Below are 25,615 nucleotides of genomic sequence, written 5' to 3' on the forward strand. Positions count from 1 at the left end.
ATGGCCGTACCGGCACGCGGCCCGGCCCTCGGGTCCCGGCGCTCGCGGCGACGGCTGGCGGCCGACGCCGGACTCCTGGTGGTGACGGCCGCGTTCGCGCTCCCGCTGGCCTGGGTGATCCTGTCCTCCCTGGACGCGCACGCGGATCTGCGGGTGAAGGCGCCGGACGGTGTCACCCTGGCCAACTTCGACGCCGTGCTGAAACCGGACATCACCTTCACCCCGCTGCTGAACAGCCTGGTCCTGTGCGGTGGCGGCACCGCGCTGACGGTGGTGTGCGCGGCGCTCGCGGCCTATCCCCTCTCGCGCTTCAGGTCCCGGCTGAACCGCCCCTTCCTGCTCACGATCCTCTTCGCGACGAGCCTGCCGATCACGGCGATCATGGTCCCGGTGTACGCCCTGTTCGTCCGGGTGAACCTGATCGACACCGCGCAGGGCACGATCCTCTTCTTCGCCGCCTCCCAACTCCCGTTCGCGATCTGGCTGATGAAGAACTTCATGGACGGCGTGCCGAAGGAGCTGGAGGAGGCGGCCTGGACGGACGGGGCGTCGGCCCCGCAGTCCCTAGTGCGGATCGTGCTGCCGCTGATGGGGCCGGGCGTGGCGGTGGTGACGGTCTTCTCGTTCGTGATGATGTGGGGGAACTTCTTCGTCCCGTTCATGCTGCTGCTCACGCCGGACCAGATGCCGGCGTCGGTGAGCATCAACGAGTTCTTCGGCAACCGGGGGACGGTGGTCTACGGGCAGTTGGCCGCGTTCTCGGTCATCTACTCCACCCCCGTGATCCTGCTGTACGTGCTGGTGGCCCGGCGCCTGGGCGGGGGGTTCGCGCTCGGCGGGGCCGTCAAGGGGTGATCGTCCGGCACGGCCCGGCGCTTTCCGGGCACGGCCGAAACCGTATGTTCCTACAATCTGTAATTGTGGCCGAACAGACCGTAGTCACCGCTGTCCCCGGCCCATACTTTGTGCGCGTGCACCGACCGCAAGCCCAACAGCCCACCCCGCCCTTCAACGCCCCGGCCGCCCGAAGACTGCGCGCGGCGCTCGGCATGGGGCCCGAGCACGTCGCGTACGGACTGAGAGCCTCGTACGGGCTGCCGTACGCCACACCCGACCTGGTCATCGCCTGGGAACGCGGCATCGCCCGCCCCAGCAGCCCCGAACTCACCGCTCTCGCGGGCGTGTTGTGGTGTTCGGCGGGCGAACTCATAGGCGCGCCGCGCACCTTGCGCGAACACCGCGTCGCCCGCGACCTCGCCGCGGAGGACGTGGCACACGCCGTCGGGATCGACCTCCTCGCCTACGAGCGCATGGAGGAGTCCGGCAACTGGCGCGGCAACGAACGGCAGTCGACCGCGCTCGCCAAGGCCCTCGACCTCTCGCTGCCCGACTTCGTCACCGTGACGGGCCGTGACGGGCGGCTCGCCGACCTGCTGCGCAGCGCCGTGACGACGCGCTGGGCGGCCTACGTGCGCCCGGTCGGGAAGCTGGTGCCGCTGGACCGCGCCCTGCTCGAGGCCGCGCTGGAGGAACTGCACACGGACTACCAGGGGCGGATGGCCGCCACGCTGAACTGGGGCGGCGGACCGGCCGCGACCGGTTCCGGCGAGTCCGGCCAGGACTTCCTCGACCGGGTCGTCGACCATTTCTGGACAGCCGTACGCGGAAGCACGTACTGACGGCCGAGCGCGGAAGCACGTGACGAGGTCTCCGGCTCCGGGGCGCGTGGACCGCGGCCCCGGGCCGGGCCGTGGTCCGGCACCCGGCCAGGGCGCCGGACCGCCGTCCGTCCGCGGGTTCCCGGTTCCGGTTCCGGTTCCGCCCGGATCCGCCCGCGGGTCCCGGGTCTAGAAGACCGACTCGGCCTCGTCCATCCGGTCCTTCGGCACGGTCTTGAGTTCGGTGGTCGCGTCCGCGAGCGGCACCATCTCGATCTCCGTGCCGCGCAGCGCGGTCATCCTGCCGAAGTCGCCGCGGTGCGCGGCCTCGACGGCGTGCCAGCCGAAGCGGGTGGCGAGGACGCGGTCGTAGGCGGTCGGCGAACCGCCACGCTGGACGTGGCCGAGGATGACCGGCTTGGCCTCCTTGCCCAGGCGCCGCTCCAGCTCGTACGCGAGAGCCGTACCGATGCCCTGGAAGCGCTCGTGGCCGAACTGGTCGATCTCGCCGTGGCCGTAGTCCATGGTGCCCTCGGCGGGGTGGGCGCCCTCGGCGACGCAGATGACGGCGAACCGCTTGCCGCGCGCGAAGCGCTCCTCGACCATCGCGACCAGGTCGGCCGGGTCGAAGGCGCGCTCGGGCAGGCAGATGCCGTGGGCGCCGGCCGCCATGCCGGACTCCAGGGCGATCCAGCCCGCGTGCCGGCCCATGACCTCGACGACCATCACGCGCTGGTGGGACTCGGCCGTCGTCTTCAGACGGTCCATGGCCTCCGTGGCGACGCCGACGGCGGTGTCGAAGCCGAAGGTGCGGTCCGTCGCGGAGATGTCGTTGTCGATGGTCTTCGGCACACCGACCACCGGCAGACCCGCGTCCGACAGCATCCGGGCCGCCGTGAGCGTGCCCTCGCCGCCGATCGGGATGAGCGCGTCGATGCCGAACTCGCGGGCCATGTCCTGCGCGTTGTCGCAGGCCTCGCGGAGCCGGTCGCGCTGGAGCCGGGAGGAGCCGAGGATCGTGCCGCCACGGGCGAGGATGCCGCTGACGGCGTTGAGGTCGAGGGTGCGGTAGTGGCCGTCGAGGAGTCCGGCATAGCCGTCCTCGAAGCCGATGACCTCGTCCCCGAAGTTGGTGACCGCTCGGTGCACGACCGACCGGATCACTGCGTTCAGGCCAGGGCAGTCGCCGCCTGCGGTGAGAACTCCGATGCGCATCGTGCTGTGTCTCCTGCTCCCTGCTGGTCCGTGTGAGCCGTTTCGATTGTTTCACGGCGCGGGGAGCCCCGCCGATTCCGTCCACCGCCCGCCGCGCCACCGCACGCCCCCGCCCCGCCGACCGGCACACTTGCCCTGGCGGGCGCCTTAGCCAGCGCCGGAGGTATTGTCAAGAGGGTTCTGCTCACGTTGGTGGGCCCTTTTTCCGAGCCCAGAAACCCGCCTGGCGACGAAACGGATGGAGAGCACGCGTGACGCGCAGCGTGTACGTGACCGGGATCGACCGAGGTGACGGCCGTCAGGTCGTCGAACTGGGGGTCATGGAGCTCCTGACCCGCCAGGTCGACCGGGTGGGGGTGTTCCGCCCCCTCGTGCACGACGGTCCGGACCGGCTCTTCGAGCTGCTGCGGGCCCGCTACCGGCTGGCGCAGGACCCGGCGACGGTGTACGGCATGGACTACCGGGACGCGGCCGCCCTCCAGGCCGAGCAGGGTACCGACGAGCTGGTGTCCACGCTCGTCGACCGGTTCCACCTGGTCGCCCGCGACTACGACGTCGTCCTGGTCCTCGGCACCGACTTCGCCGCCACCCAGCTTCCCGACGAGCTCGCGCTCAACGCCCGGCTGGCGAACGAGTTCGCCGCCTCCGTGCTCCCGGTCGTCGGCGGCCGGGGCCAGAGCGCGGAGTCGGTGCGCGCCGAGACGCGCAACGCCTACCGCGCGTACGACGGGCTCGGCTGCGACGTCCTGGCCATGGTGGTGAACCGGGTGGCCCCCGAGGACCGGGAGCAGATCGCCGAGCGGCTCGACTCCCGGCTGCCGGTGCCCTGTTACGTGCTTCCGGACGAGCCCGCGCTCTCCGCTCCCACGGTCGCGCAGATCACCCACGCGCTCGGCGGGAAGGTGCTCCTCGGCGACGACGCGGGGCTCGCCCGTGACGCGCTCGGCTTCGTCTTCGGCGGCGCGATGCTGCCGAACTTCCTGGCGGCCCTGACCCCGGGATGTCTCGTGGTCACCCCGGGAGACCGGGCCGACCTGGTGATCGGCTCGCTGGCGGCGCACAGCGCCGGCACCCCGCCCATAGCCGGCATCGTGCTCACCCTGGACGAGAGGCCCAGCGACGAGATCCTCACGCTCGCGGCCCGCCTCGCGCCCGGCACCCCGGTCGTCTCGGTGGCCGGGAACTCCTTCCCCACCGCGGAGGCGCTCTTCGCCCTGGAGGGCAAGCTGAACGCGGCCACCCCCCGCAAGGCGGAGACCGCGCTCGGTCTGTTCGAGCGGCATGTGGACACCGCCGGCCTGCTGAAGCGGGTCTCCGCGCCGAGCAGCGACCGGCTCACCCCGATGATGTTCGAGCACCAGCTCCTGGAGCAGGCCCGCTCCGACCGGCGCCGCGTCGTGCTGCCCGAGGGCACCGAGGAACGCGTCCTGCACGCCGCCGAGGTGCTGCTGCGCCGGGGCGTGTGCGATCTGACCCTGCTCGGCCCGGTCGACCAGATCCGCAAGAAGGCCGCCGACCTCGGTATCGACATCAGCGCCACCCAGCTCGTCGACCCGCAGACGTCCCCGCTGCGGGACTCCTTCGCCGAGAAGTACGCCGAACTGCGCGCCCACAAGGGCGTCACGGTCGAGCTGGCCTACGACGTCGTCGCGGACGTGAACTACTTCGGCACGCTCATGGTGCAGGAGGGCCTGGCCGACGGGATGGTGTCGGGAGCCGTGCACTCGACGGCCGCGACGATCCGTCCCGCCTTCGAGATCATCAAGACGAAGCCGGAGTCGAGGATCGTCTCGTCCGTCTTCTTCATGTGCCTGGCCGACAAGGTCCTCGTCTACGGCGACTGCGCGGTGAACCCGGACCCGGACGCCGAGCAGCTCTGCGACATCGCCATCTCCTCGGCCGCCACCGCGCAGCAGTTCGGCGTCGAACCGCGGATCGCGATGCTGTCGTACTCCACCGGCACCTCGGGTTCGGGCGCCGACGTCGACAAGGTGCGCGAGGCCACCGAGCTGGTGCGCGCGCGCCGCGGCGACCTGCGGATCGAGGGGCCGATCCAGTACGACGCCGCCGTCGAGCCGTCGGTGGCGGCGACCAAACTGCCGGAGTCGGAGGTCGCCGGGCAGGCGTCCGTGCTGATCTTCCCCGACCTCAACACCGGCAACAACACCTACAAGGCCGTGCAGCGTTCGGCCGGCGCGATCGCCGTCGGCCCGGTGCTCCAGGGTCTGCGCAAGCCCGTCAACGACCTGTCCCGCGGCGCGCTCGTCCAGGACATCGTCAACACGGTCGCCATCACGGCGATCCAGTCCCAGACCTCCGACCAGAAGGCTGCCCGTCAGTGAGCGCCCACCCGTCCCCCGAGGCCGCCGTGCCCGAGGAGCCCGCCGCCGCCCCGCAGGCCGTCCGGGTCCTCGTCCTCAACTCCGGTTCGTCGTCCGTGAAGTACCAGTTGCTCGACATGCGTGACGGCTCCCGCCTGGCCGTCGGCCTGGTGGAGCGCATCGGCGAGGGATCCTCCCTGCTGCGGCACACCACCGGCTCGACGGGCGAGACCCGCGAGCGGGCCGACCCGTTCGCCGACCACGAGGCCGCGCTGAAGGCGATGGCCGAGGAACTGGCGGTGGACGGACTCGGCCTGGACTCCCCCGAACTGGCCGCGATCGGCCACCGTGTGGTGCACGGCGGGCGGACGTTCACCGAACCGACCGTCATCGACGCAGAGGTCCTCGCGGAGATCGAGCGGCTGATCCCGGTCGCTCCCCTGCACAACCCGGCGAACCTCACCGGCATCCGCACCGCGATGGCGCTGCGCCCCGACCTCCCCCAGGTCGCGATCTTCGACACCGCGTTCCACACGACGATGCCGGAGGCGGCCGCGCGCTACGCGATCGACGTGGCGACGGCGGACGAGCACCGCATCCGCCGGTACGGCTTCCACGGCACCTCGCACGCCTACGTCTCCCGGACGACGGCCGAACTGCTCGGCAAGGCGCCCGAGGAGGTCAACGTCATCGTGCTGCACCTGGGCAACGGGGCCTCGGCGTCCGCGGTCAGGGGCGGGCGGTGCGTGGACACCTCGATGGGGCTGACCCCGCTGGAGGGACTGGTGATGGGAACGCGGTCCGGCGACGTGGATCCTGCCGTCATCTTCCATTTGGAGCGTGTTGGCAACATGTCCACGGACGAGATCGACACTCTTCTCAACAAGAAGAGCGGTCTGATCGGTCTGTGCGGCGACAACGACATGCGGGAGATCCGTCGCCGGGTCGACGAAGGGGACGAAAAGGCACGGCTCGCCTTCGACATCTACATCCACCGGCTGAAGAAATACATCGGCGCCTACTACGCGGTTCTCGGCCGTGTGGACGCCGTCGCCTTCACCGCCGGAGTGGGCGAGAACGCCGCCCCGGTGCGCGAGGCCGCGATCAGGGGCCTGGAGGAACTGGGACTGGCGGTCGACGGCGAACTGAACGCCGTGCGCGGCGGTGAGCCCCGGCTCATCTCGCCGCCGTACGCGCGCGTCGCGGTCGCCGTCGTGCCGACGGACGAGGAACTGGAGATCGCCACACAGACGTACGCATTGGTCGGAAAGGGCGGCGCCTGAGCGGGCCGGAAAGCCACGCCTGAGCACCCGCCCGCCCATTTGTATCTTCCGCCAGACGGAATATTCCGTTGCGAAACAAACCGATAGGATCGCCCCATGCGCCGTTCGAAAATCGTCTGTACTCTCGGCCCCGCGGTCGACTCCCACGAAAAGCTGGTCGCTCTGATCCAGGCCGGCATGAACGTGGCCCGATTCAATTTCAGCCACGGCTCGCACTCCGAGCACCAGGGCCGGTACGACCGTGTCCGGGCCGCCTCGGCCGAGACCGGCATCGCCATCGGTGTCCTGGCCGACCTGCAGGGCCCCAAGATCCGCCTGGAGACCTTCGCCGAAGGCCCCGTCGAGCTGGAGCGTGGCGACGAGTTCGTCATCACGGCCGAGGACGTCCCCGGCGACAAGCACATCTGCGGCACGACCTACAAGGGTCTGCCCGGTGACGTCTCCAAGGGCGACCAGATCCTCATCAACGACGGCAACGTCGAGCTGCGCGTCGTCGAGATCGACGGCCCGCGGGTCAAGACGGTCGTCATCGAGGGCGGCGTGATCTCCGACCACAAGGGCATCAACCTGCCCGGCGCGGCCGTGAACGTGCCCGCGCTGTCGGAGAAGGACGTCGAGGACCTGCGGTTCGCGCTGCGGATGGGCTGCGACATGGTCGCCCTGTCCTTCGTGCGCGACGCCAACGACGTGAACGACGTCCACAAGGTGATGGACGAGGAGGGCCGTCGCGTCCCCGTCATCGCCAAGGTGGAGAAGCCGCAGGCGGTCGACAACATGGAGGGCGTCGTCGCGGCGTTCGACGCCGTCATGGTGGCCCGTGGCGACCTGGCCGTCGAGTACCCGCTGGAGCGGGTCCCGATGGTGCAGAAGCGCCTCGTGGAGCTGTGCCGCCGCAACGCCAAGCCGGTGATCGTGGCGACCCAGATGATGGAGTCGATGATCACCAACTCGCGTCCGACGCGCGCCGAGGCCTCCGACGTGGCCAACGCGATCCTGGACGGCGCGGACGCGGTCATGCTGTCCGCCGAGTCCAGCGTGGGCGCGTACCCGGTCGAGACCGTGAAGACGATGTCGAAGATCGTCGCCGCGGCCGAGGAGGAGCTCCTCTCCAAGGGCCTGCAGCCGCTGGTCCCGGGCAAGAAGCCGCGCACGCAGGGTGGTTCGGTCGCCCGCGCCGCCTGCGAGATCGCCGACTTCCTCGGCGGCAAGGGCCTGGTGGCCTTCACCAAGTCCGGTGACACCGCCCGCCGGCTCTCGCGCTACCGCGCCGCCCAGCCGATCCTGGCCTTCACCACGGACGAGGGCACCCGCAACCAGCTCACGCTGAGCTGGGGCGTCGAGTCGCACGTCGTGCCGTTCGTCAACAGCACCGACGAGATGGTCGACCTGGTCGACCGCGAGCTGCAGAAGCTCAAGCGGTTCAACGAGGGCGACGTCGTCGTGATGACCGCCGGTTCGCCCCCCGGCGTCCCCGGCACCACCAACATGGTCCGGGTGCACCACCTGGGCGAGGTCAACCACGCCTGACCTCCGCCCGCCGAACGCCGCTGAGGGCGCCCCCTGTTCGACAGGGGGCGCCCTCAGCGTCTGTGCGGCTCCCGGACGGGCTCTGGACGACTCAGCCGGTCGTGTACTGGTGGAGTCCGGGAACGTGCAGGGTCCCGCCGAACTGGCCGGCCTGAACGACCTTCACCTTGGTGAAGTAGATCAGCGGGATGTTCAGCGGCGGAGGGTTGTCCGGATCGAACGTGACCGGGATGAGCCCGAGCAGGTTCCCGGAGATGCTCTCCGTGTACATGATCGTCTTGCCGTCACGGATCGTGGACGTCGAACCCGACGCGGCCTGCACGTGGTAGGTCTTGCCGGACTGCTTGTCGTTCACGGTCTGGTGAAGGTCGCCGATGTCGGTGCCGTCGGATATGACGTACTTCAGCACCTTCTTGACGGTGCCGTCGGCGGTCTTCACCTTGACTATGCCCTGGTAGTCGGCGCCCTTGAGGAGCAGCGAACTGGCGTTGAGGTACCAGGGGTCGGTCGGCAGGGCGACCGGGTTGTCCACGCCGCCCTCGTCGTCGGTGGCGACCGGGCAGTCCGCCGCGTCCGTGGTGGCGCTCGCGGACGGGCTGGGCGACTCGGTGACCGCGTCCTTCGCCTTCTCGGTGGCGTCCGAGGCGGCCTTCGACGCGGTGTCCGTGACCTTCTTCGTCGTGTCGTCCACCGTCTCGGTGACCTTGTCGGTCGTGTCCTTGACGGTGTCCGCGGTGCTCTTGCCGTCCGACGTGTCCGAGCCGGCACTCGCCGAGGCGGACGGTGAGGCGGTCGGCGCCGGGGTGGAGCTCGCCGTCTCGTCGGGCGTGAGGATGTCCTTGATGGCGTCGCCGACACCCAGCGGGTCGAGCGGGTTCTTGCTGCTCTCGGAGGCCGAGGGGGTCGGCGTGGACGCACCGCTGTCCGCCGCCTTGTCCGCCGTCTTCTCCTGCGCGCTCGCGGAGGCGGACGGGGTCGCGGTGGGCTCGGCCTTGTCGTCGGAACCTGAATCCGACGAAGAGGCCGTGTCCTTGTCCGGGGCGTCCGACGACGCGGAGGGGGACGGCGTGGCGTCGTCCGAGGAAGCGCTCGGGCTCGGCGAGGCGGAGGGCGACGCCGAGTCCGACGCCTCCTCACCCGTGACGGCCTCGACGCACGCCTGGTACTCCTCGGCCGTGAGGCTCTTGGAGGTGGAGTGGTCGTCGGCCTGGGCGAGCGTCGGGGTGAAGCCCATGCCCATGAGGACCGCCGTCGGCATCGCCGCTATGGCTATCACCTTGCCGGCGGGCATCTGGAACCTGGTGAACAGCGGCTTCCTCGGGGCCGCGTGGCGCGGCCCGGTTCTCACACGGGACGCCTCCACATCTGTCCCATGGGTCACCTCGTCAGCCGGCACTGTGCCTCCCGTTCGCCCCGTTGGTCGGGCTCGTTCCTGACAGATCGTTCGGGTCGTCCGCGCCGTCCGCCGCCTCGGGCCCGACGGGCTCGGCCGCCGAAGCGTCCAGGGTGTCCTGCTTGCCGAGGGAGCTCGACGTGGCGTAGCCCTCCTCGGGCTCCCCGGGAACCCAGGAGACCGCCATGGCGCCGCCGAGCAGGGCGAACAGGAAGCCGATCAGGAAGCCGCCGAGGTTGGCCACCGGGATGGACACCAGGGCGAGGAGGATCGCGGCGACACCCGCGAACGTCCGCACGTGCTTCTGGAACCAGAGGCTGATCCCGAGCACGACGAGGAGTACGCCGATGATCAGGGATCCGGCACCGGCGGTGGTGGACATCGCCAGCGTCAGATGGCCGAGGTGAAGGTGCGCGTACGGGAAGTAGGCGATGGGGAATCCGCCGAACACGATGTACAGGCCGGCCCAGAACGGGCGGTCGCCCCTCCAGTTACGGAAGTTCCGCCGGAACACCTGAAGGTAGTGCTCATCGTTCTGACCAGGCGCGGCAGGGGTCTCGGCGCTCATGGAAACAGCTCCCTGGAACGGCATTGCTGTGAGAAGTACGCGTTGGGTGCTCCGCGTACGACGGGCGGAGCGGGCGGGGCGGGCGAAGCGGCCTGGGCCTCGACGCCCGCCCCAGGGGTGCTTAGTAGCACTCCTTGGTGCCGGCGGACACCGACATCTTCAGACCGCTGAGCTTGAACGTGCCGGCGGTGGTCGCCCACGCCGTCTGCTTCACGTCGGTCAGCGTGGCCGACTCGGCCTGCTGGGCGAACCCGTAGGGGTTGGCCTGCTCGCCGCCGCCCTTCATGCCCGGACCCTTGGTGGCGTCCTTGGCGGCAACACCGATGTCGATGTTCTTGAACGTCGCGTCAGCGCCGAGGTCCTCGACATCGATGTAGAGGTTGTCGGCGTGAACCGGCGTACCGCTGCCGCCGGCCTTCAGCACGAGGCTGACGGAACCGAGCAGCGGGATGTTCGGGGTGACGACGGACTGACACATGCTGGTGATGTCAGCGCTCTTGAACGCCGACACCGCGACAGGGTGCAGCGCAGCCTTGCCGTCGAGGCCCGTGCCCTGGTCGAGAGCTCCGTACTGGGAGAAGCCCGTACCCTCGAGCTTGTCCGCGGTCACCTTGAAGGACTGACCGGAGACACTGAACGATGCGGCGAGAGCACCCTGCGCGAGGGCGACACCTATCGCTGCCGTGGCTGCCACGCTGGGCACCATGACGACGGCGAACCGCTTCCATCTGGTCCCGCCACGCACCTGGGACATAATTTTTCCTCCTTCTCGGACGTACATCTCCTGGCCCTGACTGCCACGTTGCGGCGGCTCAGCCGGGCAGGGATGGGAGAAGTGCTACGTCCTCGGGAAGGAGAGCGCCTGTACCCGGAGGTGCGAATGCACCCGAATCACCGGCGATCACCCCCGAGCGACAACCACTGGTCGCGCCTGAACACATCACGCACAACCTGCTGGACAGGCTCCGCCGGACGGCGAAGACCCCCCTGCCCAAGAACCGATCGCACTGCTGTCGGCCCTACTCGGTGGGGACCCAGAAAGTCCGCCGACCCGATTGGCTGTCGGGGTGCGGGAATGGACCGAGCGTCGCCGATCGTGGTGCATTCTCGCCGCGTGCACAAGGGGGTTCGTTACTCGCTAGTAACGGCGGGATAACCGAAGAACGACCCGTCGGTATCGGGTGGCGACTCAGGGTGGCCCCACCCGGGGTGACACAGTGGTCAAATTCCGGACGGAAACAGACAGTTCAACGTCCGCGACTTACTACGAGTAACAGCGGCCGCGTTTACCAAGTTTTGGTAAAGCGCGGCCACATCCGTCCCTGTCGGCCAATCTTTCACCCGGGCATCACAAGCCCTGGCGTTTACGGACTGGTCAGAACAGCGCCCTGGCGAGGGCCCTGCGCGCGGCCACCACGCGGGGGTCGTCGGCACCGACGACCTCGAAGAGCTCCAGCAGCCGCAGGCGTACGGCGTCACGGTCGTCGCCGGCCGTGAGGCGCACGGTGTCGATGAGCCGCCCGAAGGCGTCCTCGACGTGCCCGCCCACGAGGTCCAGGTCGGCCGCCGCGATCTGCGCCGTCACGTCACCGGGCTTCGCCGCGGCGTCGTGGCGCACCTTCTGCGGGTCGAGACTCTGCACCCGCTGGAGCAACTCGGCCTGGGCCAGGCCCAGTTTGGCCTCGGTGTTGCCCGGGTCGTCGCCCAGCACGTTCTTGTACGCCTGGACGGCACCGCCGAAGTCGCCCGCGTCCAGCGCCTGTACGGCGGCTTCGAGGAGCGCGTCGTAGGGTCCGGCGGGCATCTCCTGCGCCGCGGCGGGCGCGCCCTGGGCGGCGTCCGGGTCGACCGTCAGGCCGGTCAGGCCGAAGCGCTGCTCGGCCACCTGGACGAGCTGGTCGAGGGTCCCGCGGATCTGGGCCTCGGCGGCGGCTCCCTGGAAGAGCGGCAGGGCCTGTCCGGCCACCACCGCGAACACGGCCGGGATCCCCTGGACCCCGAACTGCTGCATCAGCATCTGGTTGGCGTCGACGTCGATCTTGGCGAGCACGAAGCGCCCGTTGTACTCGACGGCCAGCCGCTCCAGCAGCGGGCTGAGCTGCTTGCAGGGCTCGCACCACTCGGCCCAGAAGTCGATGACGACGGGCACCTCGGTGGAGCGCTGCAGGACGTCCTGCTCGAATCCTGCCTCGTCTACGTCGATGACGAGGCTCGCGGGAGTCACGGCCCCGCCTCCGCCCTGCCTGGCGGCTTCGGCTCGCGCCTGCTCCGCCTTCGACTTGGCCTCCTGGGCCGCCTTCACCGCGGCGAGGTCGACGACTCCGCTCATGGACATGTTCCGTGGCTGCATGAGTACATCCTCCCCCTTCCTCGCGCACGTGTGAAAAGCGTCGTGAAAGCCAGGCTGTGTCAGGCCTGTTCGACACCCGGTCCCCACCTGGCGCCTGTGCGGTTGTCGCCGCGGTCGAGCTTTCGCTACGAGTCGTAGCGTAACTGCACGGACGCACGCCCGTGCACCGTCCGCCGGTGATCTCCCTCACGGCTTCACAGAACCGCCGGATATCGCCGGTGAGACGGCCGGATATGGTCAATGGCATGCAATGTCGCTCCCATGCCGCCCGTACGGGCCGCCCCCGCAGCGCGGCCGCGGACGCCGCGATCCTGGAGGCGACGCGCACGGCCCTGGTCGAACTGGGCTGGTCCAAACTGACGTTGGGGTACGTGGCGACGCTCGCGGGGGTGGCCAAGACGACCCTCTACCGTCGCTGGGCGGGCAAGAACGAGCTGGTCGTCGACGCGGTGGCCGAGCTCTTCGACGAGCTGGAGCTTCCCGACCGGGGGAGTCTGGCCGCCGACATCGAGGGTGTGGTGCTCCAGTTCGCGGCGATCCTGGACCGGCCGGAGGCGAAGACGGCGCTGATGGCCGTGGTCGCGGAGTCCACCCGGGACGAGCCGCTGCGGGAGCGCATCCGCACGTCGATCGTCGACCGGCAGAAGCGGCTGGTCATGGAGGGGCGGGCCCGCGCCCAGGCGCGCGGTGAGCTGCCCCCGGAGTCGGACCCGGTCGCCGCCGACCGCACCGCGGCCCTGATCTTCGACGTGGTCGCCGGAGCGGTCGTGCATCGCACCCTGGTCAGCGCGGAGCCCGCGGACGAGGAGTGGGTGCGCTCGTTCACCCGGGTCCTGCTGGTCGGCCTGACCGGCGCGGCGACCGACGACCCGGCACCTCCCGGGGGCTGACCGCACGGTCCGGCGGGGGGTCGGGGCCGCGCCGGTACATCAGCCCGTCGCCGTCGGACGGAGAAGACGGTTCCAGCCCCGGCCGTCCACCTTCCAGCCCCGGCCGGCGAAATTTTCAGCCCCTCCGGCGCTTGAGGAGCGGGGTCCGGGGCGGAGCCCCGGGTACGGGACGGGTAGGGGCGGAGGGGGCGAGAAAAGGTCCACCTGGCGCCGGGCGGGCCTCGCCGGGGTGGCGGGGGCCCGGAGCCCGGGGGCGGGCAGCCAGGGGGCTCCTGGCTGCCCGGGGCGGTCAGAAGCCCGCCGGTTCCGTGTAGATGCCCCACTCGTCGCGCAGGACCCCGCAGATCTCACCCAGGGTCGCCTCCGCCCGCACCGCGTCCAGCATGGGAGCGATCATGTTCGCCCCGTCGCGCGCGGCGGCGAGCATGGCGTCCAGCGCGCCGCGCACGGCGACCTCGTCGCGGTCCGACTTGCGCGAGGCCAGCACCCGCACCTGCTCGCGCTCCACCTCGTGGCTGACCCGGAGGATCTCCAGGTCGCCGGTGACGGACCCGTGGTGGACGTTGACACCGACGACCCGCTTGTCGCCCTTCTCGACCGAGCGCTGGTACTGGAACGCCGACTCGGCGATCTCACCGGTGAACCAGCCGTCCTCGATCCCGCGCAGGATGCCGGAGGTGATGGGCCCGATGGGGTGCTTGCCGTCCGGGTGCGCCCGCAGTCCGCGCTCCCTGATCTGCTCGAAGATCTTCTCCGCGTCGGCCTCGATGCGGTCGGTGAGCTGCTCGACGTACCAGGAACCGCCCAGCGGGTCCGCGACGTTGGCGACGCCGGTCTCCTCCATGAGCACCTGCTGGGTCCGCAGGGCGATCTCGGCCGCCTGCTCGGAGGGCAGGGCCAGGGTCTCGTCCAAGGCGTTGGTGTGCAGCGAGTTCGTGCCGCCGAGGACCGCGGCGAGCGCCTCCACGGCGGTGCGCACGACGTTGTTGTACGGCTGCTGGGCCGTCAGCGAGACGCCGGCGGTCTGCGTGTGGAAGCGCAGCCACTGCGCCTTCTCCGAGGTGGCGCCGTACACGTCGCGCATCCAGCGGGCCCAGATCCGGCGGGCCGCGCGGAACTTGGCGATCTCCTCGAAGAAGTCGACGTGCGCGTCGAAGAAGAACGAGAGGCCGGGGGCGAAGACGTTCACGTCGAGGCCGCGGGACAGCCCCAGTTCCACGTAGCCGAAGCCGTCCGCCAGCGTGTAGGCGAGCTCCTGCGCGGCCGTGGAACCGGCCTCGCGGATGTGGTAGCCGGAGACGGACAGCGGCTTGTACGCGGGGATCTTCTCGGCGCAGTGCTCCATCAGGTCGCCGATGAGGCGCAGATGCGGCTCGGGCTGGAACAGCCACTCCTTCTGCGCGATGTACTCCTTGAAGATGTCCGTCTGGAGCGTGCCGTTCAGTACGGCGGGGTCGATGCCCTGCCGCTCGGCGGCGACCAGGTACATGCAGAAGACCGGCACGGCGGGACCGCTGATCGTCATCGACGTGGTGACGTCACCGAGCGGGATGTCCTGGAACAGGACCTCCATGTCGGCCGCCGAGTCGATCGCGACACCGCAGTGCCCGACCTCGCCGAGCGAACGGGGGTCGTCCGAGTCGCGGCCCATCAGCGTCGGCATGTCGAAGGCCACCGAGAGGCCCCCGCCGCCGTTGGCGAGGATCATCTTGTACCGCTCGTTGGTCTGCTCGGCGTTGCCGAACCCGGCGAACTGCCGGATGGTCCACGTACGGCCCCGGTAGCCGGTCGCGTACAGCCCGCGCGTGAAGGGGTACTCCCCGGGCCAGCCGATCCGCTCGAAGCCCTCGTAGTTGTCCCCCGGTCGGGGACCGTACACCGGCTCCACGGGATCGCCGGAGAGCGTGGTGAAGTCCGCGTCGCGCTTGCGCGACGCGTCGTAGCGGGCCTGCCAACGTCGGCGGCCTTCCTCGATGGCGTGAGCGTCCATACCCTCGAATTTACTAGGACGTCCTAGTAAATGTCGATGGCAAACCGCCGTACGTGTGCGTACGGCGGTGTTGATCAGGCCTTGGCGACCGCGGGAGTACCGTCCGCGACCTTGGACTCCAGCTCGCGGCTGATGTTCCGCTCGACGAAGAAGGCGGCCGTGGGGATCGTGCCCGCCAGCAGCACCCAGAGCTGCTTGCCGACCGGCCACTTCGCCTTGGAGCCCAGGTCGAAGGCGAAGATCAGGTAGACGACGTACAGCCAGCCGTGGGCGATGGCGACGACACGGGTGAAGTCCGCGGCCCCGTCCAGGCCCATGCCGTACTTCGCGATCATGCTCAGGCACAGCAGAACCAGCAGCACGCCGGTGACGTAGGCCATGACGCGGTAGCGGGTCAACACGCTCTTCTTCATGGCACGAGGGTAACCACCCTTTTCGGCCGATCTTCAGGCGCCCCCACACCGCGCGCCGCCCCGGGCTCTCCCCCGCCCGTCGCCGGGCCCTTGACCCCCATGGCCGGGCCGGCCCCCGGCTACGCCTCGTCGAAGTCGTGGGCGGCGACGCGCAGCGGGCGGAGCATCGCGAAGATCTCCCCGCACTCCTCGGCGTCGTAGACCCCGAGCCCGAAGTCCATCGCCATCAGATCGCGGGTGGCCGCGTCGCAGACCTCGCGGCCCTTGTCCGTGATGGAGGCGAGGGTGCCCCGGCCGTCGTTCGGGTTCGGCCGCTTGTCGACGAGCCCGGACCGCACCAGCCGGTCCACCGTGTTCGTGACGGACGTCGGATGCACCATGAGCCGCTCGCCGATCTTGGACATCGGCAGCTCGCCCGCCTTGGAGAAGGTGAGCAGCACCAGCGCCTCGTAGCGCGCGAAGGTCAGCCCGTACGGCTTGACGACCGCGTCCACCTCGGCGAGCAGGATCTGGTGCGCGCGCATGATCGAGGTGATGGCGGACATGGACGGCACGGAACCCCAGCGCTGGCGCCAGTGTTCGTCGGCGCGGGCGATGGGATCGAAGGCAAGGCTGAGCGGCTTCGGCACGCCGACGACCTTACCGGCCGGTCACATCGTGGTCAGCCCCGTCTCGCTTTTCGGTCTCCGCCCTTGCGGGAACCGGGTCCGGGGCGGCTCCGAAGCCCGCTCACCGCTCCCGTCGGTCAGAGGTTTCTCCTCGTCACCGCTCCCCGTCGGCCGGGGGTTTCTCCTCGTCCCGCGTCGCGTCGGCTTCCGTGCGCCGGGCCGCCACCGCCAGGGCCACGCAGGCCGCGGTGCCCAGGACGCCCGCGCCCACGATCGTCGTGCGCACGCCGGCGAACTCCGCCACCACGCCCGACAGGGCCATCCCCACGCCCTGGAGGGTCATCAGCCCGGCCGTGTTCAACGTCATGGCCCGGCCGAGCAGTTCGTCCGGCACCGCCCGCACGAACCACTGGTCCAGGCCGAGGGTGTACGCGGATCCGGCCCCCGCGAGCACCAGCAGGACCAGCGTCCAGCCGAGACCGGGCCGCAGCGCGTACGCGGCGTAGGGCAGCAGCGTGACGCAGACCAGCGGGAGCGTGAGCCGGCCCCGGGTCGCCGGCCGCAGCCGGGAACCCGCGAACAGCTCCCCCGCGATCGTGCCGACGGGCAGCGCGCACATCAGCAGGCCCAGCCCGGCCGTACCGGCCCCGAGCCCCTCGGCGTACGGCGCCGCCAGCGCCTCCGGCGCGACCACGAACATCGACGGCACCCAGAACAGCAGGAGCAGCACGAGGATCCGCCGGTCGGCCAGCACCTGCCGGGCACCGCGCAGGGAGTCGCGCACGAGCGCCTGGCCCCGGTCAGCCCGCGCGGGCCGCCGCCGGGTGCCGAAGCGCAGCAGGACGGCGGAGGCGAGGAACGTGCACACCGTGACGAGGAGCGCGTGGCGCGGGGAGACGACGGTGAGGAGCAGGCCGCCGGTCCCGAAGCCGGCGAGCAGCGCGCTCTGCGACAGGATCCGCAGCAGGGAGCGGCCGAGCACGAACAGTTCCCCGTCGCCGAGGACGTCCGCGAGGGTAGCCGTCCGCGTCCCCTGGAAGACCGGGGCGACCAGGGCGAGCGCGGCCCGCATCACGAGCAGCACCGCGACGGGCGCGCCCGGCAGCACCATCACGGCCACACAGCCCGCGCACACCAGATCGCACACGACCAGGACGCGGCGGGCCGGGAAGCGGTCCGCGACGCCGGCGAGCAGGGTCCCGCCGATCAGGTAGGGCAGGAAGCCGAGCGCGAAGGTCAGGGCGCTGAGCAGCGGGGAGCCGGTCAGCCCGTAGACGAGGACGGAGAGGGCGATCTCGCTGACGACGAGCCCGAGCAGCGAGAACGCGTGCGCCACGAAGACGGCACGGAACTCGGGCACGGCGAACACGGGACCGTACCCGCTCCGCGCGGGTGCCCCCTCCGGGTCGCGCTCCGACGGGGGCGTCACCGGCCCGGCGGCGCCCTCCGGGGCGGGCCCGGCGGTCCTCTCCGCGGCGTCCCGCGTCGGCGTGGTCGGGTCCCCCGTGGCGGGCGGCGCGGTGTTCCCGTCGGTGGCGCGCGCCTGGGTGGGCACGGTCGTCGTGCCCTTCGTCTCTGCTTCCGGCATGGGCGACAGCGTGCCCGGCCCGGCCCCGGCCGCGTAAAGTTTCGGCGTCAGCCGAATCTTCTGGGGTCGTTCATGCCGTCACTGCTGCACTTCGGGGAGGACGACCTCCTCAACTGCCGGTTCGCGGTGTCGCCGCTGTGGGAGACGCAGGAGGCGGTCCGCACGCTCGACCGGCCCGCGCGGCACGGCTATCACGCACCCTGGCTGCGCCGCATGCGCGCGGCCGCCGCCGGGCTCGACCTCACCCCGCTGTGGCTGCTGATGCCGCAGCGCGGCTACTCCCCCGACTGGCTCGGACCGCCACCGCTGGGCCCGGCGGCGAGCTTCGAGGAGGAGATCGCCGCCCTCCGCGCGGCCGATCCGGACGTGGCCCGCGAGGAGAGCGCGCGGTCTCTCGCCGACACCCCCGGCGCGCTGGACTCGCCGCGCGGCCGGGCCCTGCTGGCCGACCCGGTGCGTATGGTGCGGGACCTGACGGACCTGCTGGAACAGGCCTGGCACACCCTCGTGGAACCGGACTGGCCACGGCTGCGCGCCCTGCTGGACGCCGATGTCGCCTTCCACTCCCGGCGGCTGGCCGAGGTGGGCCTCGGCGGGCTGCTGCCGGAGATCGACCGGCGTTTCGGCTGGCGCTCGCACACGCTGACCGTCGAGGTCGGGGGCCTGCACGAACGGCACCTGGCCGGCCAGGGCCTGGTCCTCATGCCGAGCGTGTTCTCCTGGCCGGACGTGATCAGCGGCTTCGAGCCGCCGTGGCAGGCGACGCTCGTCTACCCCGCGCGCGGCATCGGCGGCCTGTGGACCGAGCCGGCCGACCGCACCCCCGAGGCGCTCGTACGCCTCCTCGGGCGCGGCCGCGCCGGTGTGCTCACCGCGCTCGACGAACCGGCCGGGACGACCTCGCTCGCGCACCGGCTGCGGCTGGCTCCGTCGTCCGTCTCCGCGCATCTCACCGCCCTGCGCGACGCGGGCCTGCTCGTCTCGCGCCGGTACGGGCACCAGGTGCTGTACGAGCGGACTCCGCTCGGGATCGCGCTGGCCTCGGGCGGCGGCTGACGCAGGACCGCCGGCGGGACCGGCGCCCTGGGTGCCCCGGCCGCCCACCGCGCGACGCGGCCTCCCCCGTCGCCATGGCCCGCTGTGCCACGATTGATGACCGTACGTCACCTTCGCGCAAGGGAGCGGCATGCCCCGGCTGATCCACGCCCTCGCGGTCCTCGCGGCGCTCGCGCTCACGGCGGGATGCACGTCCGCGCCCGAGGCCGGCCGGGCCCCGGTCACCGGCGGCGCCTCGAAGCGGTCTGGCCCCGCCGCCGGCTCGCCCTTCTGGGTCGACCCGAGGGGCCCGGCGGCGCGGCAGATCGAGCTGTGGCGCCGGCAGGGCCGGGCCGGGGACGCCGCGCTGCTGAGGCGGATCGCGGACGAGCCCGTCGCCCTGTGGCCGGCGGGCGAGCTCGACCCGGGTCCGGCGGTCCGGTCGGCGATCGCGTCCGCGGCCCGGGAGGGGCGGACGGCGGTCTTCGTGGCGTACGACATCCCGCACCGGGACTGCGGCCAGCACTCGGCGGGCGGGGCGGCGGACGCGGACGCCTACCGCCGGTGGATCGGCAGGTTCGCCGACGCCCTCGGTGACGGCCGGGCCCTGGTGGTCCTGGAGCCGGACGCGATCGCCCACATCGTGGACGGCTGTACGCCCGCCGAGTACCACGACGAGCGCGAGCGGCTGCTCGGCGAGGCGGTCGTCCGGCTGAAGGGCCGGCCGCGCACCAAGGTGTACCTGGACGCCGGGAACCCGTCCTGGATCCCCGACGCGGAGCGGCTGGTCGGCCCCCTGGAACGCGCGGGCGTCGCGCACGCCGACGGCTTCGCGCTCAACGTGTCCAACTTCCAGACGGACAAGGTCAGCAGGGAGTACGGCGTCCGTCTCTCGGCACGGCTGGGCGGCAAGCACTTCGTGGTCGACACCAGCCGCAACGGCAACGGCCCGCTGGAGGGGGTGTGGTGCAACCCGCCGGGCCGGGCCCTGGGCACCCGGCCGACCACGGCCACCGGCGAGCCCGTCCTCGACGCCTACCTGTGGATCAAGCGGCCCGGCGAGTCGGACGGGGAGTGCGGGGGCGGACCGCCGGCCGGCCGGTGGTGGCCGGAGTACGCCCTGGAGCTGGCGCGCGGCTCGACCGGCTGAGGGCCGCGGCGGTCCCGCGCCGGACACCCCGCGCCCGGCGTCACCTGACGTGGATCCACTTCGCCTCGGACGGTGTGCCCCGCGCGTCCGTCACGAAGAGCATGTACCAGCCCGGCGGCACCAGCGCCGGATCCCTCGGCACCTCGACGGTGACCGATCCCGCGGTCTTCGTCAGCCCCAGCTCGACGGACCGCTGTTCGACGTCCGTGGTGTGGGTGACGGCGCTCGGCCGCATCAGCCGTGCCTTGACGACCCGTTCGGGGTGGCCGGTGGCGAAGGTCGCCCGGTGGTTCGCGTCGAGTTCCTCGGGGCCCGCCCCGAGCACCGGGCGGGCGGCGCCGTCGCGGTGCAGGGCGGGTGGGGTGAAGACCTCCATGCGCTGTTCGAAGTGGCCCAGTTTGGTGTTCTTCCGGTCGTCGAAGAGCGGGTCCGAGCCGAAGGTGGCGACCCGGCCGTCGGGCAGGAGCAGCGCCTCGGAGTGGTAGTTGCGGCCCACGCGCGGGGAGGCCGCCTGGGTGAAGGTGTTGGTGCGGGGATCGTAGAACTGCGCCTTGAGGATGTTGCTGGCGCCGCGGCCGCGGTAGTCGCGGGAGCCGTTGGTGGTGAAGACGGTGTCGTCCGGCATGATCACGCTGTTCAGATAGCGGGTGCCCTGGGGCAGGTCGGGCCCGTCCTCGAAGACCGGGCTGTCCTTCTTGAGGTCGACGACGGCGGTGCGGGCGGTGGACTTCCGGGACTCGCCGACGCCTCCGCCGCCGAGGATCATCACCTTCTGGTCCTGGGCGGGCGGGAGCAGGACCGACGAGGAGGTCTCGGTCCGGTCGGCGTCCCGCAGGCCGGGCACCTTCTGGAAGGTGTTGGTCCGCGGGTCCCACAGGCCCGGCTCGCGGCCCTGGTCGGCGGGCCCGTACCCGGCGTTGGAGGCCGGGTAGAAGAGCTTGCCGCCCTTGGTGAGGAAGAGGGCCGGGTAGGTGGGGAAGTAGCGGTGGGGGCCGGGTCCCCACTTCTTCGTCACCGGGTCGTAGATCTCGGTGTCGCCGGGGTCGATGACCCCGACGTCGTCGAGGCCGGAGACGGCGAGGACCCGTCCGTCGTCGAGCCCCACGAGGGTCGGGTACCAGCGGGCCTTGTCCATCGGGTCGACGGGGACGTACCGCTCGGCCTTCGGGTCGAACTCGTAGGCGGCCCTGATGCCCTGGAAGTCCTGCTTCTCCAGGGTGATCTTCTCCGAGAGGCCGTACGTGTTGTACACGTCCTCGCCGTGCAGGCCGACGATCTCGTACTGGGCCTGCCGGTCGGTGACGGACCCCGGTCCCTTCTCCTCGGCCTCGACGAAGACGCGGGCCTCCCCGGCGGTCACCTCCGTCCTCCAGGGCTGCATGGCGCCCTTGCGGTCGTAGGTGATGATCTGGTTCCGCCGGGCCCTCGGGACCGTCACGTCGACCCTGCTGACGTAGTCGACACCGGCGGGTGAGCGGAAGACCGTGCCCTTCTTGAGGACGATCGTCTTGTCGGGGTTCTCGTTCTTCACGCGCATGCCGCCGCCGGCCCGTACGACCTCGCCGTCCAGCTTCTCGTAGCGGGCGGTGCCGCCGGCCACGAGCAGCCTGCCGTCGGGGAGCTGGGCGTGTCCGGAGCAGAAGAAGTCGTCCGGCGTGGGGATCTTCTTGAAGGTGTCCGTCCTCGGATCCCACAGGACGGTGTCGAAGGTCCCCCGGTCGAACTTCTTCTGCTCGTTGCCCGACCCGGCGACGATGAGCACCTTCCCGGTGTGCAGGAGGGCCGCGTGGATCGCGTTGGTGCGGTAGCGGGCGGGGATGTCGACACTGCTCCAGGAGCCGTACTTCGCCTGGTAGGCGGGGCGGGAGATCTCGTACTCGTGGTACTTCTCACCGGCGAAGCCGAGCGCGGCCGGGGCGTTGAGTGCCGCGAGGACGGCGATGCCGGTGATGCCGAGCAGCGTCTTCCTGGTCTTCTTCGAGGGCCGGTGGGCCATGGCCTAGGTGCCTCCTGTCGGGGAGCCGGTGACCGTGACGGGCGTGGCCGCCACCGATTCGCGGCTGTCGGGAACGCGGACCGGGGTGGGCGCCGGGGGCCGGGTGCGGCGTTCCCCGGCGCGGGTGCGGATCCAGACCGCGACCGGTGCCAGCGCGATGCCCATGGCCAGCAGCGCCCAGGTCCGCATGGCCGGGTGGGTGTGGCCGAGGACGGCGGAGGCGCCGAGCGAGACGGCCAGCAGCGCGGCCCAGCCGAGATGGACGCGGAAGGTCCCGAGCCGGTCGGGGCTCGCGTCGTGGCCCTTCGGGGTGACGACGAAGCGGCTGGGGCGGCGGACGACCGCCTCGCCGAGCGCCTTCAGGTAGACGGGGGCCGACAGGGCCGACATCGCCATGCCGGCCAGGCCGCCGGATCCCTCGGGCTCGTGCGGCGAGACGTTGTGCCGCCGGTTCCACAGGTACAGGCAGATCTGGAGGGCGGCGGCGTCGCCGTACAGCATCAGCCACAGGGACGCGCTGACCTGTGTCCCGGACGCCCCGAACCACAGGAAGAGGAAGCAGCTCAGCATGCCCAGGAGCCAGTTGACGGCCGTCATCGGGTAGTAGAGGAGCATCAGCGAGTACGAGAGGAGCCGGCCGGGGGGCATGGTGAACAGCGCCTTCCCGTACTGCTTGGCCAGCGTCTCGTAGGTGCCGCGGGACCAGCGCGTCTGCTGGGTGAAGAAGTCGGTCCAGGTGGAGGGGCCCTCACCGACGGCGAGCACGTCCGGGGTGTAGACGGACCGCCAGTGCCGGCCGGTGCGGGGGTTGCGGTGCCGGTGCACCTCGAACCCGGTGGCCATGTCCTCGGTGATGGAGTCGTACAGCCCGCCGATCTGCCGGAGCGCGGCGATCCGGACGACGTTGTTGGTGCCGACGAACATGGGTGAGCCGTAGCGGTTCCCGGCGCGCTGGATGAGGGCGTGGAAGAGGAACTGCTGGGACTCGGCGGCCTTGGTGACGGGGTTGTCGTAGTTCCCGTACACCTGGGGGCCGACGACGAACGCGACGTCGGGGTCCCGGAAGTAGCCCATCATGCGGTCGAGGAATCCGGGCAGCGGGACGTGGTCGGTGTCGACGGAGGCGAAGAAATCGTAGGCGTGCCCGTACAGGTCGAGCCACGCGTTGTAGTTGCCGTGCTTGGTACGGGCCTTGTGGCGGCCCTCGGGGCGGTTCCACTCGGGCACGCCGAACCGGGTGAAGTGCCGGACGCCGAGCTCGGCGCAGAGGGCTCTGGCCTGGTCGTCGTCGCCCTCGTCGAGCAGCCAGACGTCGAGGGGACCGGTGTGGGTGAGCGCGGCCGCGGCCTCGAGGGTGGCCCGGACCGTGGCGAGGGGCTCCTTTCCCGGGACGTAGGTGGTGAGGAAGGCGACCCGGGTCCCGTGCGCGGGACGGACGGGCACGGGGTCGCGGGCGACCATCGTCGCGTGGGCGATGCTCAGGACGTTGACGACCATGAAGAGTTCGATCAGGCCGATCGCGACGAGCATCGTGGTGTCGAGGGCGGTCATCCAGGGCGTGCCGCCCTCGCGTCCCGCCCAGTGGGTGGGCCACACGAGGTAGACGAGGAGCGCGCCGGTGAGCACCGGGGCGAGGGTCATCAGGACGATGGCGCCTATTCGGTGCGGCTCGCGCGCCAGGAGCTTGGTGTACCGCACCCGGTAGCCGGTGCCGGACGGCTCGGTCAGGGGTCCGGCGAGACGGCTGTGGGTGTCGTAGTCGTAGCCCGCGGGCCGCACATCGCCCTCCCGTGGTTCGACGCGTCCGGTGATCGTGATCGCTGGTACCCACACATAAGTGGAGTTTTCGCGACACGTCGAGCGGGGCGGGGCCGAAGGGGTGCGACGGCGGGCGGGCGGGTGGTCTTTCGTCGCCGGACGGCCCTCCGGCCCCGGCGGGGGAACCGCCCGTCCACGCGGGGCGGGTGACGCGGGAGCGGTCCGGACATGCGAGAACCCCGGTCCTGGGGACCGGGGTTCTCGCCGCGGGGCCGCGCCGGGCGCTCTCCCGCAATGCCGACATACCGTCATGTGGTCATGTGGTCATGCGGTCATGGCGTCATGACGTCATGCCGACAGATGCCGCTCCACCGTCTCCACCTTGGAGGTGAGGCCGTCCGTCACGCCGGGGCGGATGTCCGCCTTGAGGACGAGCGAGACGCGGGGCGCGCGTGCCTCGACGGCGGCGACGGCACGCTTGACGACGGCCATCACCTCGTCCCACTCGCCCTCGACCGAGGTGAACATCGCGTCGGTGCGGTTGGGCAGGCCCGACTCGCGGACCACACGGACGGCGTCGGCGACGTACTCCCCCACGTCCTCGCCGACGCCGAGCGGCGTCACGGAGAAGGCGACGATCATGCCTTCACGGCTCCTTCGCCGAAGGAACGGGAGGCGACGACCGCGTCCTCGGCCTCGCGCTTGAGCTTGCGCTCGGCGAAGAAGCCGCCGGTGGGCAGGACGGAGAGGACGAAGTAGAGGACGCCGGTACGGGCGCTCCACCGGGCGCGGTTCCAGGCGTCCGCCCAGAAGATCACGTACAGGACGAAGAGGACGCCGTGGACCGCGCCCATGACGGGGACGGCGTTGAAGTCCGTGGTCCGCTTCAGCACCGAGCAGACGAGCAGCAGCAGGAAGGAAACGGCTTCGGGGGCCGAGACCAGGCGGAGCCGGCGGAGTGCGGTGGCGGTCTTTATGTCCACGGGTCACCTTCGGTGGGATTCGCTGTCGGGGGAACGCCCGGCTTGTGAACGCAAGCACAAGCGTCCCGGCCATTGTGGCATCCGGCGCGCGCGATCCCGGGTCCGGGGCCCCGACGACACGGGCGACACCGGACGGCCCGGGACCGGCAGCGGACGACAGCGGAGGCGGCGCATCCCTAGGGGGTGGATCAGGGACGGGATCCACCCGGGGGCTCTGTCGGTGCTCCGGCCGTGCGGCTACCTTCACTGCGTGGCGATGTTTCGACTTCAGGGCAGCAAGGTGCTGGCCGTCGACATGACCGGGGACGCCGTGAAGGCGAAGAACGGCTCCATGGTCGCGTACGACGGCCAGATGGCCTTCAAGAAGCTCAGCGGGGGCGGTGAGGGACTCCGGGGGATGGTGACCCGGCGCCTCACCGGCGAGCAGATGACGGTGATGGAGGTGAAGGGGCACGGCACCTGCTGGTTCGCGGACCGGGCCTCGGAGATCAATCTGGTGGCCCTTCAGGGGGACAAGCTGTACGTGGAGTCGAGCAATCTGCTCGCCACGGACGCCGGCCTGCGCACGGGCACGACGTTCACGGGCCTGCGCGGCGCCTCGCAGGGCAACGGTCTGTTCACGACCACCGTCGAGGGCCACGGCCAGGCGGCGATCATGTCGGACGGGCCCGCGGTGGTCCTGCGGGTCAGCGCGCAGTACCCGCTGACGGTCGACCCGGGGGCCTACATCGCGCACCAGGGCAACGTGCGGCAGTCGCTGCAGTCCGGTGTGACGTTCCGCACGTTCCTCGGGGAGGGCGGCGGCGAGGCGTTCCAGATGCGCTTCGAGGGCGACGGTCTGGTCTACGTCCAGCCCAGTGAGCGCAACACGATCGCGGGGGATGTGTGA

Annotated in this window: 22 protein-coding genes; 9 read left to right on the top strand and 13 right to left on the bottom strand. The window is 71.0% G+C overall.

Annotated features, from left to right (window positions below):
• Together ACFRIC_RS19480 and ACFRIC_RS19485 are read left to right on the top strand one after the other, a co-directional pair.
• Entirely contained in the window at nucleotides 1-855 is an 855-nt protein-coding gene (locus ACFRIC_RS19480) for a carbohydrate ABC transporter permease (RefSeq protein ID WP_382787282.1), read from the top strand.
• A 110-nt stretch (nucleotides 856-965) separates the two neighbouring features.
• On the top strand, nucleotides 966-1,679 hold the full coding sequence (locus ACFRIC_RS19485) for a helix-turn-helix domain-containing protein (RefSeq protein ID WP_382788022.1): 714 nt from the start codon (nucleotides 966-968) through the stop codon (nucleotides 1,677-1,679).
• A gap of 168 nt (nucleotides 1,680-1,847) precedes the next feature.
• On the opposite strand, the gene ACFRIC_RS19490 is transcribed toward ACFRIC_RS19485, so the two are convergent.
• Nucleotides 1,848-2,873, bottom strand: a complete 1,026-nt coding sequence (locus tag ACFRIC_RS19490; protein ID WP_037626119.1) for an ATP-dependent 6-phosphofructokinase — start codon at nucleotides 2,871-2,873, stop codon at nucleotides 1,848-1,850.
• 251 nt (nucleotides 2,874-3,124) lie between these two features.
• Here ACFRIC_RS19490 and pta point away from each other — a divergent pair, with 251 nt between their 5' ends.
• The 3 genes from pta to pyk all read left to right on the top strand — a co-directional run bounded on the left by pta (nucleotide 3,125) and on the right by pyk (nucleotide 8,004).
• Entirely contained in the window at nucleotides 3,125-5,215 is a 2,091-nt protein-coding gene (pta, locus tag ACFRIC_RS19495) for a phosphate acetyltransferase (RefSeq protein WP_382787284.1), read from the top strand.
• A 26-nt stretch (nucleotides 5,216-5,241) separates the two neighbouring features.
• On the top strand, nucleotides 5,242-6,477 hold the full coding sequence (locus ACFRIC_RS19500; RefSeq protein WP_382788024.1) for an acetate kinase: 1,236 nt from the start codon (nucleotides 5,242-5,244) through the stop codon (nucleotides 6,475-6,477).
• Nucleotides 6,478-6,573: 96 nt separating this feature from the next.
• A complete protein-coding gene (gene pyk / locus ACFRIC_RS19505; RefSeq protein WP_355769438.1) occupies nucleotides 6,574-8,004 on the top strand; it encodes a pyruvate kinase in 1,431 nt (476 codons plus the stop codon).
• A gap of 91 nt (nucleotides 8,005-8,095) precedes the next feature.
• Here the strand turns inward: pyk and ACFRIC_RS19510 are convergent, their stop codons facing one another.
• From ACFRIC_RS19510 to ACFRIC_RS19525, 4 genes are all read right to left on the bottom strand, one after another.
• Nucleotides 8,096-9,400: a hypothetical protein gene (locus tag ACFRIC_RS19510; RefSeq protein WP_382787287.1), complete on the bottom strand. Its 1,305-nt coding sequence runs from the start codon at nucleotides 9,398-9,400 to the stop codon at nucleotides 8,096-8,098.
• Nucleotides 9,390-9,965: a DUF6114 domain-containing protein gene (locus ACFRIC_RS19515; RefSeq protein ID WP_382787289.1), complete on the bottom strand. Its 576-nt coding sequence runs from the start codon at nucleotides 9,963-9,965 to the stop codon at nucleotides 9,390-9,392. The genes ACFRIC_RS19510 and ACFRIC_RS19515 overlap by 11 nt, the downstream gene beginning before the upstream one ends.
• A gap of 121 nt (nucleotides 9,966-10,086) precedes the next feature.
• Nucleotides 10,087-10,722, bottom strand: a complete 636-nt coding sequence (locus tag ACFRIC_RS19520) for a DUF6230 family protein (protein ID WP_382788026.1) — start codon at nucleotides 10,720-10,722, stop codon at nucleotides 10,087-10,089.
• Nucleotides 10,723-11,340: 618 nt separating this feature from the next.
• Nucleotides 11,341-12,315, bottom strand: a complete 975-nt coding sequence (locus ACFRIC_RS19525) for a tetratricopeptide repeat protein (RefSeq protein WP_382787291.1) — start codon at nucleotides 12,313-12,315, stop codon at nucleotides 11,341-11,343.
• A gap of 245 nt (nucleotides 12,316-12,560) precedes the next feature.
• On the opposite strand from ACFRIC_RS19525, the gene ACFRIC_RS19530 reads away from it, so the two are divergent.
• Nucleotides 12,561-13,205, top strand: a complete 645-nt coding sequence (locus tag ACFRIC_RS19530; RefSeq protein WP_382787293.1) for a TetR/AcrR family transcriptional regulator — start codon at nucleotides 12,561-12,563, stop codon at nucleotides 13,203-13,205.
• Nucleotides 13,206-13,494: 289 nt separating this feature from the next.
• On the opposite strand, the gene ACFRIC_RS19535 is transcribed toward ACFRIC_RS19530, so the two are convergent.
• The 4 genes from ACFRIC_RS19535 to ACFRIC_RS19550 all read right to left on the bottom strand — a co-directional run bounded on the left by ACFRIC_RS19535 (nucleotide 13,495) and on the right by ACFRIC_RS19550 (nucleotide 17,804).
• On the bottom strand, nucleotides 13,495-15,195 hold the full coding sequence (locus ACFRIC_RS19535) for a methylmalonyl-CoA mutase (RefSeq protein WP_382787295.1): 1,701 nt from the start codon (nucleotides 15,193-15,195) through the stop codon (nucleotides 13,495-13,497).
• A 74-nt stretch (nucleotides 15,196-15,269) separates the two neighbouring features.
• On the bottom strand, nucleotides 15,270-15,608 hold the full coding sequence (locus tag ACFRIC_RS19540) for a DUF3817 domain-containing protein (protein ID WP_382787297.1): 339 nt from the start codon (nucleotides 15,606-15,608) through the stop codon (nucleotides 15,270-15,272).
• A 119-nt stretch (nucleotides 15,609-15,727) separates the two neighbouring features.
• Nucleotides 15,728-16,237: a MarR family winged helix-turn-helix transcriptional regulator gene (locus ACFRIC_RS19545; RefSeq protein WP_382787299.1), complete on the bottom strand. Its 510-nt coding sequence runs from the start codon at nucleotides 16,235-16,237 to the stop codon at nucleotides 15,728-15,730.
• A 133-nt stretch (nucleotides 16,238-16,370) separates the two neighbouring features.
• Nucleotides 16,371-17,804, bottom strand: coding sequence for an MFS transporter (locus tag ACFRIC_RS19550; RefSeq protein ID WP_382787301.1), 1,434 nt, complete (start codon nucleotides 17,802-17,804; stop codon nucleotides 16,371-16,373).
• Between the two features lie 72 nt (nucleotides 17,805-17,876).
• Between ACFRIC_RS19550 and ACFRIC_RS19555 the strand changes: the two genes are divergently transcribed.
• On the top strand, nucleotides 17,877-18,860 hold the full coding sequence (locus tag ACFRIC_RS19555) for a DUF5937 family protein (RefSeq protein WP_382787303.1): 984 nt from the start codon (nucleotides 17,877-17,879) through the stop codon (nucleotides 18,858-18,860).
• Between the two features lie 130 nt (nucleotides 18,861-18,990).
• Nucleotides 18,991-19,989 (top strand): glycoside hydrolase family 6 protein, encoded by a 999-nt coding sequence (locus ACFRIC_RS19560; protein ID WP_382787305.1) that lies wholly within the window; start codon nucleotides 18,991-18,993, stop codon nucleotides 19,987-19,989.
• A gap of 40 nt (nucleotides 19,990-20,029) precedes the next feature.
• Here ACFRIC_RS19560 and ACFRIC_RS19565 read toward each other — a convergent pair whose 3' ends face one another.
• The 4 genes from ACFRIC_RS19565 to ACFRIC_RS19580 form a co-directional block, all read right to left on the bottom strand.
• The gene (locus tag ACFRIC_RS19565; RefSeq protein WP_382787307.1) at nucleotides 20,030-21,985 is read right to left on the bottom strand and encodes a galactose oxidase-like domain-containing protein; all 1,956 of its coding nucleotides are present in this window, start codon (nucleotides 21,983-21,985) and stop codon (nucleotides 20,030-20,032) included.
• Nucleotides 21,986-21,988: 3 nt separating this feature from the next.
• Nucleotides 21,989-23,764 (bottom strand): glycosyltransferase family 2 protein, encoded by a 1,776-nt coding sequence (locus tag ACFRIC_RS19570; protein ID WP_382788028.1) that lies wholly within the window; start codon nucleotides 23,762-23,764, stop codon nucleotides 21,989-21,991.
• A 327-nt stretch (nucleotides 23,765-24,091) separates the two neighbouring features.
• Entirely contained in the window at nucleotides 24,092-24,385 is a 294-nt protein-coding gene (locus tag ACFRIC_RS19575; protein ID WP_382787309.1) for an MTH1187 family thiamine-binding protein, read from the bottom strand.
• Entirely contained in the window at nucleotides 24,382-24,726 is a 345-nt protein-coding gene (locus tag ACFRIC_RS19580; protein WP_382787311.1) for a DUF3817 domain-containing protein, read from the bottom strand. Before ACFRIC_RS19580 ends, ACFRIC_RS19575 begins: the two co-directional genes overlap by 4 nt.
• A gap of 256 nt (nucleotides 24,727-24,982) precedes the next feature.
• Between ACFRIC_RS19580 and ACFRIC_RS19585 the strand changes: the two genes are divergently transcribed.
• Nucleotides 24,983-25,615 (top strand): AIM24 family protein, encoded by a 633-nt coding sequence (locus ACFRIC_RS19585; protein WP_382788030.1) that lies wholly within the window; start codon nucleotides 24,983-24,985, stop codon nucleotides 25,613-25,615.

This window comes from Streptomyces sp. NPDC056738, from assembly GCF_042790435.1.
Taxonomy (GTDB): domain Bacteria; phylum Actinomycetota; class Actinomycetes; order Streptomycetales; family Streptomycetaceae; genus Streptomyces.

What these genes read in the sequence shown, in the direction of transcription:
- ACFRIC_RS19480 (WP_382787282.1), top strand. Translation starts at nt 1, where the DNA reads ATGGCCGTACCGGCACGCGGCCCGGCCCTCGGGTCCCGGCGCTCGCGG.
- ACFRIC_RS19490 (WP_037626119.1), bottom strand. Translation starts at nt 2,873, where the DNA reads ATGCGCATCGGAGTTCTCACCGCAGGCGGCGACTGCCCTGGCCTGAAC.
- pyk (WP_355769438.1), top strand. Translation starts at nt 6,574, where the DNA reads ATGCGCCGTTCGAAAATCGTCTGTACTCTCGGCCCCGCGGTCGACTCC.
- ACFRIC_RS19515 (WP_382787289.1), bottom strand. Translation starts at nt 9,965, where the DNA reads ATGAGCGCCGAGACCCCTGCCGCGCCTGGTCAGAACGATGAGCACTAC.
- ACFRIC_RS19525 (WP_382787291.1), bottom strand. Translation starts at nt 12,315, where the DNA reads ATGCAGCCACGGAACATGTCCATGAGCGGAGTCGTCGACCTCGCCGCG.
- ACFRIC_RS19530 (WP_382787293.1), top strand. Translation starts at nt 12,561, where the DNA reads ATGCAATGTCGCTCCCATGCCGCCCGTACGGGCCGCCCCCGCAGCGCG.
- ACFRIC_RS19535 (WP_382787295.1), bottom strand. Translation starts at nt 15,195, where the DNA reads ATGGACGCTCACGCCATCGAGGAAGGCCGCCGACGTTGGCAGGCCCGC.
- ACFRIC_RS19540 (WP_382787297.1), bottom strand. Translation starts at nt 15,608, where the DNA reads ATGAAGAAGAGCGTGTTGACCCGCTACCGCGTCATGGCCTACGTCACC.
- ACFRIC_RS19550 (WP_382787301.1), bottom strand. Translation starts at nt 17,804, where the DNA reads ATGCCGGAAGCAGAGACGAAGGGCACGACGACCGTGCCCACCCAGGCG.
- ACFRIC_RS19555 (WP_382787303.1), top strand. Translation starts at nt 17,877, where the DNA reads ATGCCGTCACTGCTGCACTTCGGGGAGGACGACCTCCTCAACTGCCGG.
- ACFRIC_RS19560 (WP_382787305.1), top strand. Translation starts at nt 18,991, where the DNA reads ATGCCCCGGCTGATCCACGCCCTCGCGGTCCTCGCGGCGCTCGCGCTC.
- ACFRIC_RS19565 (WP_382787307.1), bottom strand. Translation starts at nt 21,985, where the DNA reads ATGGCCCACCGGCCCTCGAAGAAGACCAGGAAGACGCTGCTCGGCATC.
- ACFRIC_RS19575 (WP_382787309.1), bottom strand. Translation starts at nt 24,385, where the DNA reads ATGATCGTCGCCTTCTCCGTGACGCCGCTCGGCGTCGGCGAGGACGTG.
- ACFRIC_RS19585 (WP_382788030.1), top strand. Translation starts at nt 24,983, where the DNA reads ATGTTTCGACTTCAGGGCAGCAAGGTGCTGGCCGTCGACATGACCGGG.